Here is a 16,352-nt window from a genome sequence, read left to right as displayed (position 1 = left end):
TCCAAGGAATCCAAGACGCGCTTAACCACCGGCCACGTCGGAGCTTGAACTACAACTGCGCCAGTGAACTATTCATTGATTTAGATGATTAACTATACCAATTTATAAGAATAGGTCGATACTGTTGCACTTGATTTGACAATTTGGGTAAAAAATTAGTTATAATTATGTGAAAATATATACTAAACGTATATTTTAGGTCAAAAAATAATTGAATGCGGTAACAAAATATGCTTTAATTAAGGGTATAATGCTTTGTTAAGAAAATATTAATTTCATGTATAATGTAGTTGCATGTTTTTACATAAAAAATTTTGGTGGGGGAATATAAATGAAGAAACGTATCCTAACGTATTTATCGGTCGGCGTCTTACTTTTAGGCGCATTCGCACCCGGTATTAGCGTGTTAGCCGCAACGCCGACGACCGACGTAACGCAAACGAGTGCGACTAATTTAGATCCAGCTAATTTGGCGGATGGTCAGTATACAATTGATGCACCATTACTGAAAACTGGTACGGAAGCAGCCTCCTTAGCACAGACTTATATTGATAAATCAGCAAAATTAGTAGTCAAGGATCATCAACTACAATTAACGTTACATATTAATTCTAGTGATGGCGTTTCAAAGATAACTGATGTTAAAACAACCAGTGATGGACAACCGGTGACAGTCACCAAAAATGCAGATCAAACCGCAGATTTGACTTTTAATGTGGCTAGTTTGAGCACGGTCACCAATTTATCATCAATAATTAATGTTGGTGCCAGCAGCATTGCGGTAACAATGGATGTTAAGCCAGATACCGCTAGTTTAAAAGTCGTACAGTTAGATCAAGCACCGGCAACAGATGCAGCAACTACGGAAAGTAGCAGTAGCAATAGCACAACTGCCGCAAGTGCAAGCTCAGCTAGTGAAAGCAGCGTAGCAACTACTGACGCTACAGCAGCGACGCAAGCTAGTGCGGCCAATAACACCGCCACTAGTGAACCGGCAGCGACCACCACACCAGCTAAAGAATCAAACACGACGACACCAGCAACTGATGATACTACTGAAAAGGCTGCTGAACCAGCGGCTTTTGATCCTGCACATTTAGTCGATGGTACGTATCAAGTACCAGTGTCATTTTTAAAAGCGGACAGCGATAAGCCGTCAGCTGCTGCTATTTACTTTTCATCAATGGCAACAGTGACGGTAAAAGATAAAGTAGCAAAAGTTACTTTACACGTTAAAATGGGCGCATCAATGATTACCGCCTTTAGTTTAGGTGGGGGCAGTTCAACACCGTCTAATGAAACTACGACTACCAAAGATCTTACTTTCGATGTGAATACTAATTATACGGCTGCCATTGTGCCAGCAACAATGGATATTACAATTCCTGGTTTTAATAAAGTTATGTCTGAGTCAGCGCGGGTTAAGTTCGGTCAAGCACTATATGTTGAACCGACTGAACCGACTGAACCAACTGAGCCAACTGAGCCGACGCCGCCAGCAGTTTTTGATCCAGCACATTTAGTTGATGGGACATATCAAGTGCCAATGACGATTTTGAATGCAGACGAAGACGTACCATCAGTTGCTGCTGGTTTCCTTGAACCAACAGCAACTGTGACGGTGGTTGGTGAAACCGTGACTGTTACTTTACACGTTATAAAAAACGCCTCAACAATCACCGCATTTAGTTTAGGTGATCCTGAGAATAAGGCAACAATTACTAATAAAACCCAAGATACTGAAGATCTCATTTTTAAGGTCAATGATCATTTTGATCAGGCTATGGTGCAGGCGACAATGACAATCAAAATCCCCATTTTAGGTACAGAAATGTATCCATCAGCAAGGGTGAAATTTGGTCAAGCATTACACGTGGCATCAACTGATCCCAGTGATCCGGGCACGACTAAGCCGGATCAACCAACAGTTACTAAGCCAGATGCATCAAACAAACCAGCGGCTAATACCAGTGTAAATTTGAATCATTTAGTAGATGGCACTTACAAATTGAATGCACCAATTATGCAAGAAGGTTTAGAAACTGAGTCAATAGCGCAACAATTTATTGATCAGACGGCGCAATTGATTGTTAGCAATAATGGTCGTACGCTAAAAGTAGTTTTTCATGTGAATAAAAGCTTACAAAATATAAAAGGGATGACACTGGACAAACAAGCAGCACAGATCACTAATCGTCATGGGGATACGGCTGATTTTGTATTTTCAGTGACTAAGGCAACTTTGGCCGGTGTCGGTCAGTTACATTTTGATTTGACTAATGACGGAACTGATTTTTCGGAAGAGGCATACGTTGTCTTCAACTTGAATCACTACTCGTTAGACAGCTTAAAGCAGCAAACTAAAAGTACGCTAAATACGGTTGCCAGTGGCAATAATTTATTGGATGCCAATAAACAAGTTCAGTACGTGCCTTACAAAGTATTTAATGAAAGTCGTTCTGCATTATCGACGGCTAATAATTACTACACGCATACGGCTAAGGTCGTTAAGGATGCCACGGGTTACAAAGTTTATCTGACCGTTCAGGCGCCAACTGGTTACGTTAAATTTCAGCCGATGACGATCAACAATGGCGACTATTCTGACTTAAGTCAATCTAGCACTGCTGGTAATGATGTTTGGTCTTATGCTTTCCACATCACGTCTGCAACCGGCTTGGATCAGCCAGTTCCAGCAACGATTGATATGACGGTGCCGATCGCGGGCATCAGTCAACAGCAATTTGAAATTTGGTTGGTTTTTGGCCAGGCACAAAGTGGTGGTACCGATTATTTGACGCCAACTACGACAGCGCAGGCGTTACCTGCAACTACAATTGCACTGGCACAGTCCGCAACAACTGCAACTAAGAAAACAACTTTAAAAGCAGTACCAGCAGTTAAAAAAGCTGCGGCCAAGTCCGCAACAGCAGCACCTGCAGCAAATAGCTCTATGGCAGAGAAACTCGCTAAAATTAAGGACTATCCGTTTATGGCGGAAATTGCCGGATTTAGTGTGGCAGCAATCGCGATCATCGGCTTCGCCATCTTCAAACGGCTACATTAGATCACGGTGTAGTTGAATTATTTGCGGTTTAGGCAAATAACATACCTTAATTGTGGAGTAGAGCCATGTTTCAACTAGGCGGGGTTCGCCGTAGTAGAATGGTCATCGCCCGTAGCATCAAAAAGCTATTTGTGGTTTAGGCAAATAGTTTACCTTAATTGTGGAGTAGAGCCATGTTTCAACTAGGCGGGGTTCGCCGTAGTAGAATGGCCATCGCCCGTAGCATCAAAGCTATTTGTGGTTTAGGCAAATAACATACCTTAATTGTGGAGTAGAGTGAGGTCAATTATGAAACGTAAAATAGGGTCATTAATTTTAGGGTTACTGCTGTTAGTGGCAGGACTGGGTGTGTCGTCAAAAGTAGCGGCAGATTCGATCAATTATCAGGCATTAAAATATGGTTCTCAGCAGCAGTCGATTGCTTCTAGCTATTACGTTAAGCCGGCTAGCGTCACTGTGAATGGTGATCAATATTTGGTCACCATGACGATTCGTACTGGCGCGCAGCTAGGTGAATGGCCGGTGACGGTGCTCAGCATCGATGGTCACGGGCCGGCTAATGTTAGCAAGGTTAAAAATGGGTCTAATTACGATTATTCCTATGCATTTGAAACTAATGATTTGAGCCAAGTGGTCAGCAGTTCGATTTCGATCGATGTGCCGAATGTTTATACAGCAAAACACGATATCAGCTTTCAATTTGATACCAGTAACTTGCCAGCCTTAAATAGTGCCACTAATAGCAGCTCTGCTAGTAGTGCCAGCAGTTCAAGTAGCGCTGTGAGTAGCAGCTCGAGCGTCGCTAGCAGTACGTCAGCCAGCAGCCAAAGTGTGACTAGTCAGCCTACCACCAGCGCTAAAGCTAGTGACAAACGGGCTAAACAACAAGCCGCGCAAATTGCGGCACTGAACAAAAAAAATGAGCAAACACAAGTCGCAATCATGATTGGCGGTTCATTAGTACTCGTAGTTTTGGCAGTGGCGGCTTATTTCTTTGTTAGGCAGAAATAACGTGTATTTAGAAATTGTTCATCATAATGCAGTAGAATTAGGTGGAATTTTATGAAGTCAGCACGTAAATTAGTTTTTATTTTATTAGCTTTTGTATTGGTGATCGTCGTTGGACTAGCGGCATGGTTACAATTGCGACCAACCGCAGCACCGAAAAAGCAACAGCCACGCATTGTTGCAACAACGGTCGCTGTCACTGAAATGGCGGCTAAGTTGAATCTGCCTTTAGTCGGTGTACCAACGTCAGCCAATCAGTTACCAGCGCGCTATCAGTCGGTAACTAAGGTCGGCAGTCCGATGACGCCAAATGTAGAAAAAATTGCGGCGGTCAAACCGACTGTCGTTTATTCAGTAACCGTGTTAAAAGATCAATATGAAGCAACGTTTAAGCAGCAACATTTCAACGCCCAGTATTTAAATCTGGACACTGTTGCTAGCTTAAAGCAAACGTTGACCACTTTGGGCCAGCGCTACCAGCGCCAAACACAAGCCAAAAAACAGGTTAAATTGATCGACCAAGCAATCAATAAAGTGCAGGCGCGGCAACAGGGCAGCAAGCCTAAAGTGTTGATCTTAATGGGGATGCCAGGTGCTGGCTATATGATTGCTACCGACACTTCTTACATTGGCGATTTAGTCAGGCTCGCTGGCGGCGAGAATTTATATCCCGACAAAACACAACCTTATTTGGCGCCGGATAATGAGAAATTGGCGCAGCAACGACCCGATGTAATTTTACGCTTGGAACACGCCATGCCCGAAGTGGTTAAGCCACAATTTGAACAAGAGTTTAAGCAAAATTCAATTTGGGCACAAATGCCAGCTGTGCAACAGCAGCGGGTCTACGATCTACAACAACCTAAGTTTGACGCCACCGCTAACATGCAGGTGACAACGGCACTGCAACAAGTTAGTCAGTGGCTATATCCAGCAAAATAGTGTGGCTAGGTAACTAGAAAATAGAGCAGCAGAGAGAGGTAGGTGGTAAGTTGGCTAAACATCCAGTTTGGGCATATTTAGTATTATTAATAGCGCTGCTCATTTTATTGGTGAGCGCTTTTTTGCAGGGTGCGAGTACGATTTCAATTACGTCATTGGATGCTGGACAGTTTAATACGTTGTTTAACATTCGCTTACCGCGTATTGTTGCAGCCTTAGTTAGCGGCGCCATGTTGGCCGTAGCAGGTGCCTTTTTCCAAGCCGCCTTGCGTAATGCCATCGCTGATCCTAGCATTTTAGGAATTTCAGCGGGGGCTAGTTTGTTTCAATTGATTGGTGGCTTATTACTGCCGGCGCTATTATTTAATAAATTTATTTTCGCGTTAATAGGCGGCGGGGTCGCCTTTTTATTATTGATGCAATTTCAGAAACAAATGGATCCTTACCGGCTGATCTTGATTGGTGTGGCCTTAAACGCAATGTTTGTGGGCATTCAGCAAATTTTTCTACCGACCGCAACTACAACGGCCGTTTCATTTGCCACGAGCACTTGGTCAACGGTTCTTTTCTTAGTTATTTTAGGCATCATTGGCTTAATGCTGGCTTTGTGGCTGGCACCATGGGCTAATTATTTAAAAATTGGCGATGCCCAACTAAAAACTTTAGGCGTTTCGGTGGTCTGGGTGCGACTAGCGCTGTTATTAGTCGCCGTTTATTTGACTAGCACGGTTACAGCTAGTGTGGGCGTGCTGCCTTTTATCGGGATTATTGTGCCGCATGTTAGTCGTTACTTTGTTGGTCATGATTATCGCCAAGTGATTCCATTTTCCGTGCTAGCGGGGGCTTTTTTACTATTGCTGTCGGATACGGTTGGTCGTTTGCTAGTTATTCCTAACGAAATCACTGCAGCAACTATTCTGGCGGTGATCGGCGGTCCTTTTTTGATTTTTATTTTAGCGCGGCAAGGAGGACGACGGCATGCAAATTAAACAGCTGACTTATACGTATCCAAATCAGCAACGGAGCATTAAACAGGTGTCTTTCGATATCACGCCTGGCGCAATGACGGCGGTCGTCGGGCCCAATGGTTCAGGAAAATCGACCTTATTCAAATTGTTATCGCGCGAGTTAACGCCAGATAGTGGTGAAATTCGTTTAGAACAACGATTATTGACCGATTTTTCGCTAAAAGAATATGCTCGTAAAGTGGCTGTGGTTCACCAACATAATCAATTGTACGATGATATTACCGTGCTGGATCTGGTCCGGTTTGGTCGCTTACCGTACCATTCCTTATTAACTGAGCCCGATGATGACCAGCTAGAATCGATTTTAACTTACTTGGAATTGACGTCATTGAAGCAGCAAAATGTGGCGCAGTTATCTGGTGGCCAGCAACAGCGGGTTTGGCTGGCGATGGCACTAGCACAGCAGCCAGATTATCTATTACTTGATGAGCCAACGACTTACTTAGATCTACATTTCCAAGCTAGTTTTATGGAATTACTAGTGAAATTAAATCAGGAATTCGGCTTAACGATCGTAATGATTTTGCATGATTTAAATCAGGCCCTGCATTTTAGTCAGCAAGTTTTAATGCTGGCAGCAGGTCAAGTTGTGACAACAGGCACACCACAATCAGTGCTAACACCGCCGCGACTACACGAAATTTTCCAAATCAATACTAAAATACTGACGACTGAACAAGGTCAATTTATTGTTCAGTTACCGAATGGAGCCACAACAAAGTAACCTTTGCTGCGACTCCTTTTTAGTTAAAATTAATTTGACAAAAATGCTAGCTTGCGCGATACTCATAAAGTTAACGGCATGTACTATATAGCGCCTTAATTAAATTATTGGGGAAAAAGGTGGCAGTAATATTATGCAAACTGTGAAAAAGCATTCACGACTTTTAATTTTATTGGGTTTAATCGTTATTATTCCCTTGTTATTATTATTTATAGCAATGAATTTTGTAGCTTATGAGCAAAACACTAGCACTAGCCGAATCAATGTGGCAGTGGTCGACCAAGATCAACCCGCAAAATTTCAAGGTAAAACCGTTGCTTTAGGTGCCGGCGTGAAAAAGCAATTATTACATAATCATCAAGTGACGTGGCATTTTGTATCAGCAAAAATGGCTGATGCGCGACTCAAAACGGGCACTTATCTAATGAAAGTCACCTTGCCGCGCGATTTTTCTGCCAACGCAACGACGGCACTAGATACCAAACCAAAAACAAGTAAAATCAAAGTTGATTTATCTGATCACAATAATTTTGCTTCCCATTTGATCACGCAACAAGTTGCCGAAAAACTACGAGCTGAAGTGGTGGCCAATGTACAGGAAGCGTACGATCAAAATGTTTTCACAGCGTTGAAACAATTGGGCAGCGGTGTTAGCCAAGCTCATGATGGAACAAAAAAATTAAAATCAGGTACTGAACAGTTGAGTTCAGGTAGCACCCAACTAGCTTCTGGCCTCAATCAGTTACAAAGTAAAACTCAACCGCTGGCCACTGGGGTGGAACAACTTTATTCAGGCAGTACAGCCTTAAATACAGGCGTTGGTACTTATACTAGCGGGGTTAGTCAATTGAATGGTGGCCTTAGCCAATTACAAGCAAACACAGGACCGTTGGCAGCCGGTGTATCGCAATTAACTACTGGTGGGACTACATTGAATAATGGATTAGCAACAGTAGTTGAAAATAATTCAGTAATAAATGGTGGCATGCAAACCGTTAATACTGCAATTACACAATTAACCTCCGGCAGTCAACAACTACAAAGTGCTTTGAGTGGCGCAGCAAATAATATTGATCAGCAATTAGCAGATAGTCAACCACAGATCGATCAGTTAACTAGCGGCTTAGATGCACTCAATCAAGGTGTTAGCGACTTAAATACTAGCGTTAACGGCAGTGGTAGTCAGCAGCTAACTAATGATTTAACAACTGTTGGCGGTGCACTTACCAGTATGCAAACATCGCTGACCAGCGTCCAAGGAAACATGCAGTCGTTAAAAACTAACCTAACCACTGCAGGTACCAGTTTCACCGCTGCTGGCGATGCAGCAACTCAAGTGGCAGCGATTTTAGGTGACTCTAAAGTGGCAATGGCAATTTTTCAGGCTGATCCTGCCGCAGCAATCAAGTTAGCTGAACTTAAAGGATCATTAACTAAAAATATGACTGCCGGCGCTGCTGCTCTAACTGGCGCTGGTACTGATGCAACTGATTTAGGGACTAATTTAACCAACACAGGTACAGCACTAGCAACAACGCAGGCGCCAATGGAAGATGTACAAGCACAATTAAAGACGCTGCAAGCTGGCGTGGCGAAATTAGCCGATGGAACGCCAACTGCTGTCAATGGTTCTAAAAAAGCAATTGCTACGTTACAAGCTGGTTTAGCTGAAGTTAGTACCGGCTTAAAACAACAGGGTAATACCACGAGTACAATGGGCGCAGTTCAAGCTAGTGGTGCTATCCATGATGGATTGGTCAAAGTTAGTGCTGGTTTAAATGGTACTAACGGTTTAGTTACTGGTGTACAAAAGTATACGGCTGGCACACAACAATTGGCCGCTGGTTCGACACAACTAGCAACTGGCTTGAATCAACTTAATGGTCAAGTACCGATTTTAATAGCTGGAGTTGATCAATTAACCAATGGTAGTAATCAGTTAGCCGCCAATAACGACCAACTTAATTCTGGTTCAACTCAAGTAGCCGCTGGCTTAGGCCAGTTAAACGATCAAGTACCGACGTTAGTTTCTGGGGTCAACCAGTTGAATGATGGCGCTACTCAATTAGATAGTGGCTTGGCTCAAGAAAATACCGGCATGGCAACGTTGAATCATAAGTTAGCTGCTGGTAGCAAGCAGGTCAGCAATTTAAGCTTCTCTTCAGCTAATGTTGACCAATTCGTAACACCAGTTGCCAATCAAACCCAAAGCGATAATTTAGCGAAACCGTTATTGTCAGTTTTGGCACCACTCGTGATCTTTATGGTGTTATTTATCGGGGCAGTATTAACTGAACTTGGCTTCAATCGTTATAGCCAACACTTCCAAGCACAACCAAGATTACAAAAAGCTGCTCTATTAGCAGCTGCCGTCATTTTACAGGCAGCAGGTGTTTTAGTGGTGACAACTTTAATGGGGATCAATGTGGTCCATCCAGCGGTGTTACTGCTGCTATTATTGTTAGGTAATGGGCTCTTCACCTTGATCGTCTTTAACTTTGATCGTTGGTGGGGGACGTTAGGCGTACTGGCAACGCTGGCCATTTTATTTGTTCAGTTGATCGTATCGGGTGGTCTATTGCCTAACGCAATGTTATCTGGTGTTTATCAAGTAATCAGTACGATTCTGCCAGGAACGTATTTGCTTAATGGTTTGAACTACGCGTTAAATGGTCTAGCAACTAAACCATTTAGTAATAGCCTAATTCTAATTATCTTTGTTGTTATTTTCAGCTTACCAATTATCTTTAAACGACAATTAAGCGCGCTAAATCATGAATAATATGTTACGCTCAATATAAACAAATGAGAAAGCGAGTAATTCATGATGAGTAAAGCGCATGATGCTTTGTTGGAAGATTATATTGATGTGTACATGTCGGGCTTTAAATATATCAGTGATCTAGTGTCGGAACCGACTAAGGAATTCAACTTGTCCTTCGAGCAGTTTTTGATCATGCGTGACATTGCTGCTGGTCAACAAGTGGCGATGTCAGATATTGCGATTAAGCGCGGTGTCACTAAGGCAGCTATTTCCCGGCAAATTCGTGTCATGCTGGAATTACATTATATTGAGCAGGAACGTGATGCCAGCGATCGCCGCCGCTTATATCTACGATTAACGGACGAAGGGCAAAAGGTGGCGCAGGCAATCAATCACGCGATTCATCAGCGTTTCCATGGTTGGGTAGCCTTGTTTGGTGAGGATGAAGCACAAGAGCTTCTGCGTTTAATGCAAAAGGTTAGCACGAAGATAATCCATAAATAAGTAATAGTAAAAATAGAATCACGTGCAAACGTGGTTCTATTTTTTTAGGCCAAGTAAGTGCTGGCTTGTAAAAAATATCCCAGCGAGTTATAATTTTAGCATAATGAAAACGCTTTATAATAAAGAGCAAGATGAATGGTTGAAAAACCATTATTTTAGTGTGTTCCGTTGGGATATAGCGGGACTGTATCCCAAGTGGTCTAACCATTTTGAATAAATAACGCGCATGGTAGCTGATTTTGTGCAGCGATTAAGGAGCTATTAATTATGGCAGAAGAGCAAGAACGGGATTTACAAACGATCATGGGATTGATCGTCAATGGTGGCAATGCAAAAAGCTCGGCGTTTGAGGCGATCAACGCGGCTAAAACCGGCGATTTTGCTACTGCTGATGCAAAATTAAAAGAAGCGGATCATTTCTTGGTGGAAGCACACAATTCGCAAACTGATATGTTGACGGCGGAAGCCAATGGTGAACATGCAAAGGTGACGTTATTGACGGTCCATTCGCAAGATCACATTATGAATGCGATCACGTTCCGCGACCTAGCTGGTGAAATGGTTGAGTTGTACAAGCGTTTAGCTAAATAGGACAGAATAAGGAGCGGCAGAGATGCTGCTCTTTTTTTGTTAGCAATTACCAAAATAGGTTTAGCCAACAAAAAAACGCTGATCATTCAGCGTTTTAACTCACTCATAAAAAAGTAAAACTATATTTTTTGAATAATTTCGTCAATATTAACTTTTAATACTTTACGGATCCAAGGAAATTTTGCCTTCATCTCATCGTAAGCAGAACCAGATTCGAGAAATTCACCAGTACCATGGACGTGAAAGCCAGCGCCAGGGCCTTCTGTACCCATAACGGCTTTGCTGCCCATTGTCAAAACGACATGGTTATCGGTTGGGAAATCCTGCTCAATACTGTGCATCCCAGCGGCTGGAATCAGTAGATAATTCTCTGCTTGGTTGATCTCAACATAGGAACTCCAAGTGTTAACGACGCTTGCCGGCTGAGCGTTGATCGTAATAATTGTGGTTGGGCCTTCATGACTCATAACATCAAGAAACTTTTGCTCCATTGGACTGACCTTCTTTACTTAATTTGTAGCCTAATTGTAGCATTTAGTAAAATAAAAAGCCAAACAAGCGTTCCGCTAAGTGAGCGTTTGTTTGACCAGATGATATGCTATGAATTTTTACTGCCGAAGCGCTTTTTAACAAAATAGGCGCTGCCTACAACGATGAGGATCACCAAAATAATTAAAATGATTTTGGCGAAGCTATCAACGTAACCTGCGACTTGAGTCCAAGCCTTACCGGCGTAGTGACCCAGCGCCACTAAAACAATATTCCAGATCAAGGTACCGGCAGCCGTTAAGCCAAGAAATTGACCAAATGGCATTTTTGTCGTCCCAGCTGGAATCGAGATCAAGCTACGGACGATGGGGATGAAACGGCAGAAAAATAAGGTGCTTTTGCCGCGTTTCGTAAACCACTGTTCAGTTTTTGTTAAGTCGCTGCGTTTGAAGTGTAGTAATTGACCAACGCGACCATCGATCAGTCGTTGCAGGCGCTCAATCGATAGTAACCGGCCGACTGCATATAGGATGATCGCGCCTGCAACTGAACCAAGCGTAGCGACGACAACCACACCAGGTAGCGTCATTGAAGAATGTAACGTCATAAAACCACTAAAGGTCAGGACGACTTCTGAGGGAATTGGCGGAAAGACATTTTCCAAAGTAATCAGGAGAAAAACGCCGAGGTAGCCAAAGTGGTCGATAAAATCAACGATCATGTTTTGCATAAGTTACCTCCAGTTAAATACTGTCCCCATAATATACCGTGAAAACCGGGTAAACGTCAATCAATAACTTGATGGCTTCAAAAGAATAAGAATAGGCGACTAAACTAATTGTTTTTGTAACAAAATACACGCCACGCCATCTTCTGTAAACGGGGTGCCAACTGGACGATAACCTAGCTGTGCATAAAAGCCTTGCGCAGTGAGTTCACTATGAATTTCAGAGCGCTGACAGCCTTTATCGCGACCAACTTGCTCCAGTGCAGCAATAATTTGGGCGCCTAAACCTTTACCGCGCTGGCTGGCTAAGGTGGCGATGCGGCCAGGCCGCATCGTTGTGGTTGATAATTGCTGAAAACGGCCAGTTGCTACGGGAGTTTGATCGGCATAAACGACCGCGTAAGTTGTGCCATCACGGTCGTGGTCATCAAATTCAGCTTGCAAACTTAAACCGCGTTCGTGAACAAAAACCTGCAGCCGCACGGCAAAGGCTGCGGCGCGTTGCCAATCAGTGGCGTTTACTTTTAATTCCATGGATAGACCTCGCTTTCATTGCTATTATAGCAAATTAGTAGCTTGCTTTTTCAATCGACTGAATGTTGTTAATACAGTGTAAAAAAAAGCCCCTGTAAATTCAGGGGCTTTCCGTGTTTATGGCATAGGTTAACATAACTGATCGTTGTTATTTACTTAAATCTTTTTCAGCTATTTTTTCATGTTTCAGTTGTTGACGTTCTGTAGCAATTTTTTGCTGTAAGTCAGTTGGCGTGCCAGGCTTACGCAATAACTTAGCGAAGATACCTTTATATTGCATACTAGCATCTTGTTCGGCGTAACGATTGCCTAAGAACATGATGATCGAGCCACACACGATCACCACAATACCAATGATCGTTGGTGTAATGATTTTTTCGTGCAACATGAACATCGCCATGATCGGTGCCAACGCTGGTTTGATGAAGAAAACCAATGAAGCAGTTGAAACGTCGGAAGTTTCCATGGCTAAGAAATAAAAGCCGAAACCACCAGCAGTAACGCCGATACAAATGTAAGCTAGTAGCAAGCTGTTTTGCCAAGCGATACCCTGAATGAAAGGAATCGCGGCGAAAGTTTTTAGTGAAGGAACGCTAGCTAAGCCAGTTGTGATACTAGGAATATGGGATAGACCCATTAAAATCGCTAATTCAGCTGAGCCAGCTAGAAAAGTTAAGCTAGTCATGGTCAGGCCGTTGAATTTACGACGCATCGAACCCCAGCGTGAAATAATTGAATATAGCCCAAAAGTAATGGCAGAAGTGATGGCCAATGTTAAGCCCAACGGATTGGTTAAATGCGCTGGATTAACGATGATCAGTAAGCCGATCAACGAAACGGCGACGGCAATTAAATTCGTCCGACTCAAACGTTCGCGTAAAATCAAATAGGAAAAGATCAAGGCGAAGATGGGATTAGAACTGAATAAAACGGCGACCGTAGAAGCTTGATCGACTTCAACGGCTAACTGGTAGAGCGTCATGCTGACTAAAACACAGCTTAGACCAGTAAGTAGAAATAGTAAGAGATCATGGCCGGTTAAATGGATATGCTGTTTTTTAAGGGCACTAACGGCAAATGGTAATAGGAACAACCCACCAACTAGAAAACGGAGAAAATTAAGCTGAATGCCGTTGAAGGCACTACCAGCCATTTTCAGCGAAATTTCCATGGAGCTAAATAAAATAGTTGAAATTAAAACGTACAAATAAGTTCGTTTCATAAAAAAATAATCGATCCTTCCCCAATAAATAAAGCGTGTTTGACAAAGCGCTCACGTTTTTTCAAACACATTTACGCCAACTTAGTTACAACCTAGTCTAGCTACTATTGTAAAACTGATTGAAAACTTGTCAATGGTAGGGTTGGTTAATCTTGACCAAATAGCTGTAAATGTTGCGCTAAATATTTTCCCGTAATGCTAGTTGGATCGGCTGCAATTTGCTGTGGTGTACCACTTGCGACAATTCTGCCACCAGCGGCACCACCACGGGGACCAACATCGACCACATAATCCGCGTTGGCAACGATGTCTAAATCGTGTTCAATGGTGATTATAGTGGCAGCTTGGGCTAATAATTGATCAAAAACATGAATTAAAGTCCGTGTGTCCAGTGGATGTAGACCAACGGAAGGTTCGTCGAAAATAAATAAAGTACCTTGCTGAGTTTGGCCCATTTCGGCAACTAATTTTAAGCGTTGTGCTTCGCCACCAGACAGTTGCGGCGTTGCTTGACCAAGTTTTAGATAGCCAAGTCCCATATTTTGCAGACTTAAAACAAGATGATGGAGGCTTTTATAGCGGGCAAATAGTGGAACAGCTTGGTCCACGGATAGATCTAAAATATCGGCAATAGTCAGCTCGTGCCATTTGATACTAAGCGTCGCCGGATTGTAACGTTGGCCATGACAAGTGGGACAAGCTTGATCGATATCGGGTAAATACTGGACGTCTAGTGAAATACGGCCAGTCCCTTTGCAGGTTGGACAAGCGCCTTGTGTAGTGTTGTAAGAAAAATGTGCGACGCCCCAATGCTGCTGCTTGGCAGCGGTCGTTTGTGCGAAAAGTTTGCGCAGTCGATCAAGAATGCCGGTATAGGTGGCCACGGTGGAGCGCGCATTCTTACCCACAGGCGTTGAGTCGATCATCACGACACGCTGTAAATCGGCGTGTAATTGATCAACGTGTGCTGGGAGAGGTTCGTGTTTGAGTTGCGCTTGCAGTGCAGGAACCAAGCTATCAAGGATCAACGTCGTTTTGCCGGCACCAGAAAAGCCAGTGACCACACTAAACCGATTTAGCGGAAATTTGGCGGTCACATCATGTAAATTGTAGCGCTGGGTGACGTGGCAACCAAAGTCGCCAGCACCAAAAATATCGTGGGTAGGCTGGCGCGCTAATAATGGTGCCCGGCCAGTTAAATAGGGCGCAATCAATGAATCCGACTGTTGTTTGATCTGGGCGACACTACCTTGATGAAGAATCTGGCCACCTTGGTGTCCCGCACCGGGACCGATTTCGATGACCGTATCGGCTGCGGCAATGACGTGGGTATTGTGATCAACGACGACCAGCGAATTACCTTGATCAACTAAAGCGTGCATGATTTTGATCAAACCAGTAACGTTAGCCGGATGTAAACCGATCGAAGGCTCATCCAGTACGTAAAGCACCCCAGTTGTGGCGGTGCGCAATGTCCGACTTAACTGGATCCGTTGCAGTTCGCCGGTGGATAAGGTCATGCCGGCGCGGCCTAAGGTTAAATAGTCCAAACCTAATTCCAATAATGGGGTCAAGCTGTTCATAAATTCAGTGACTAAATTTTGCCCCATTTTGTACATTGTAGCCGGTAGCCACGGAACAATCGTTTGCGCAAATTTAGGTAACTGCGCTAACGGCATGGCACTGACCTCGGCAATGTTTTTGCCGGCAACTAACGTGGTCAATAGTTGTGGATCAAAACGATTACCGTGACAGGTTGGACAAGTGGCGAATGAATAAAAACGATTTAGCCGCTGAATTGCACGCTCGTTCTTGGTAGTCGCTAAGCTGTCGGTGACGGCAGCAAAGGCATTTTCAAACTGAGCATTATCCATATGAAAAACTTTACCGGTGGCACTGGGGATGTTGATGGCGTATTTACGTTTTTCTCCGTGCAGGACGATTTCGCGATCATGGGCATTTAGGTCTTTGAACGGGGTATCAATATCGAGACCAATGGCTTGGGCGACTAATGGCATAAAATTACGCCCTGGTAAGCGCCAGGAAGCAACGGCACCATTACGAATGGTCAGCGTTTCGTCGGGAATTAAGCGTTCAGGAACGATTTGGCGAATTTGACCGCTACCGTGACAAGTCGGACAAGCACCGAGCGAGTTAAAGGCAAAACGTTCAGCACCTGGTCCACGAAAGCTCGTACCGTCACCAGCGTCGATCGGCAGATCCGCAGCAACGTTCAAGGTCGGTGCAACACGCTGACCACTTGGCGCAACGTGGGACCCTAAACGGGAGAAAAGTAGTCGGAGAACATTAAAACTTTCGGTCATGGTACCGACTGTGCTACGCTGATTGGGTACATTGGGGCGCTGCCGTAACGCCAATGCTGCTGGTAAATGACGAACTTCGCGAACGTCGGCTTTACCTGCTTGGCTGATGCGGCGACGGGTATAAGTCGATAAAGCGTCCAAGTAGCGCCGCGCCCCTTCAGCGTAGAGGACGCCTAGTGCTAGTGACGATTTGCCGGAACCTGACAGTCCAGTGATGGCAATAAATTGGTGCAATGGAATATCGACGTCAATGTTTTTTAAATTGTTAACTCTGGCACCACGAACTTCAATCATGGTCGGCTGATTTTTTGGCATATAAAGGACTCGCAATCATTAATTTTGAGACACGCTCTAGTTCCATGATAGCAGTCTTAGAAAAAAACGGCTAACGGGCTTCCTTGTCATGGTTGAATGTGCTATGCTTATTG

The 16,352-nt window shown here is 43.8% G+C and carries 13 protein-coding genes; 8 read left to right on the top strand and 5 right to left on the bottom strand.

All coding sequences use genetic code 11. From position 1 onward, the window contains the following. Window positions 1-331 precede the first annotated feature (331 nt). The 8 genes from EKM76_RS03500 (at window position 332) to EKM76_RS03465 (ending at window position 10,628) form a co-directional block, all read left to right on the top strand. Window positions 332-3,067: an NEAT domain-containing protein gene (locus tag EKM76_RS03500; RefSeq protein ID WP_125549308.1), complete on the top strand. Its 2,736-nt coding sequence runs from the start codon at window positions 332-334 to the stop codon at window positions 3,065-3,067. Between the two features lie 288 nt (window positions 3,068-3,355). Further along, window positions 3,356-4,078 (top strand): NEAT domain-containing protein, encoded by a 723-nt coding sequence (locus tag EKM76_RS03495; RefSeq protein WP_125549307.1) that lies wholly within the window; start codon window positions 3,356-3,358, stop codon window positions 4,076-4,078. A 51-nt stretch (window positions 4,079-4,129) separates the two neighbouring features. Next, window positions 4,130-5,017 carry a heme ABC transporter substrate-binding protein IsdE gene (gene isdE / locus EKM76_RS03490; RefSeq protein ID WP_125549306.1) on the top strand — a complete coding sequence of 296 codons (888 nt, stop codon included), beginning with the start codon at window positions 4,130-4,132 and terminating at the stop codon, window positions 5,015-5,017. Window positions 5,018-5,067: 50 nt separating this feature from the next. Further along, entirely contained in the window at window positions 5,068-6,006 is a 939-nt protein-coding gene (locus tag EKM76_RS03485) for a FecCD family ABC transporter permease (protein ID WP_125549305.1), read from the top strand. Further along, window positions 5,996-6,769, top strand: a complete 774-nt coding sequence (locus EKM76_RS03480) for an ABC transporter ATP-binding protein (RefSeq protein ID WP_125549304.1) — start codon at window positions 5,996-5,998, stop codon at window positions 6,767-6,769. The genes EKM76_RS03485 and EKM76_RS03480 overlap by 11 nt, the downstream gene beginning before the upstream one ends. A 133-nt stretch (window positions 6,770-6,902) precedes the next feature. Then, window positions 6,903-9,551 carry a YhgE/Pip domain-containing protein gene (locus EKM76_RS03475; protein ID WP_125549303.1) on the top strand — a complete coding sequence of 883 codons (2,649 nt, stop codon included), beginning with the start codon at window positions 6,903-6,905 and terminating at the stop codon, window positions 9,549-9,551. Between the two features lie 42 nt (window positions 9,552-9,593). Then, complete coding sequence (locus EKM76_RS03470; RefSeq protein WP_125549302.1) at window positions 9,594-10,037, top strand: MarR family winged helix-turn-helix transcriptional regulator; 444 nt, start codon at window positions 9,594-9,596, stop codon at window positions 10,035-10,037. A gap of 267 nt (window positions 10,038-10,304) precedes the next feature. Next, window positions 10,305-10,628, top strand: coding sequence for a PTS lactose/cellobiose transporter subunit IIA (locus EKM76_RS03465; protein WP_125549301.1), 324 nt, complete (start codon window positions 10,305-10,307; stop codon window positions 10,626-10,628). 119 nt (window positions 10,629-10,747) lie between these two features. Here EKM76_RS03465 and EKM76_RS03460 read toward each other — a convergent pair whose 3' ends face one another. From EKM76_RS03460 to EKM76_RS03440, 5 genes are all read right to left on the bottom strand, one after another. After that, the gene (locus tag EKM76_RS03460; protein ID WP_125549300.1) at window positions 10,748-11,119 is read right to left on the bottom strand and encodes a pyridoxamine 5'-phosphate oxidase family protein; all 372 of its coding nucleotides are present in this window, start codon (window positions 11,117-11,119) and stop codon (window positions 10,748-10,750) included. A 107-nt stretch (window positions 11,120-11,226) separates the two neighbouring features. Beyond that, entirely contained in the window at window positions 11,227-11,847 is a 621-nt protein-coding gene (locus tag EKM76_RS03455) for a DedA family protein (protein ID WP_125549299.1), read from the bottom strand. Between the two features lie 99 nt (window positions 11,848-11,946). Continuing rightward, window positions 11,947-12,378, bottom strand: coding sequence for a GNAT family N-acetyltransferase (locus tag EKM76_RS03450; protein WP_125549298.1), 432 nt, complete (start codon window positions 12,376-12,378; stop codon window positions 11,947-11,949). A gap of 148 nt (window positions 12,379-12,526) precedes the next feature. Continuing rightward, window positions 12,527-13,600, bottom strand: coding sequence for a DMT family transporter (locus EKM76_RS03445; protein WP_125549297.1), 1,074 nt, complete (start codon window positions 13,598-13,600; stop codon window positions 12,527-12,529). A 146-nt stretch (window positions 13,601-13,746) separates the two neighbouring features. Next, on the bottom strand, window positions 13,747-16,239 hold the full coding sequence (locus EKM76_RS03440) for an excinuclease ABC subunit UvrA (RefSeq protein WP_125549296.1): 2,493 nt from the start codon (window positions 16,237-16,239) through the stop codon (window positions 13,747-13,749). Window positions 16,240-16,352: the final 113 nt, after the last annotated feature.

It is taken from the genome of Loigolactobacillus zhaoyuanensis, from assembly GCF_003946385.1.
GTDB classification, from domain to species: domain Bacteria; phylum Bacillota; class Bacilli; order Lactobacillales; family Lactobacillaceae; genus Loigolactobacillus; species Loigolactobacillus zhaoyuanensis.
The sequence above is the reverse complement of the archived record's forward strand: the minus strand, read 5'-3'. Positions and strand labels throughout refer to the sequence as shown.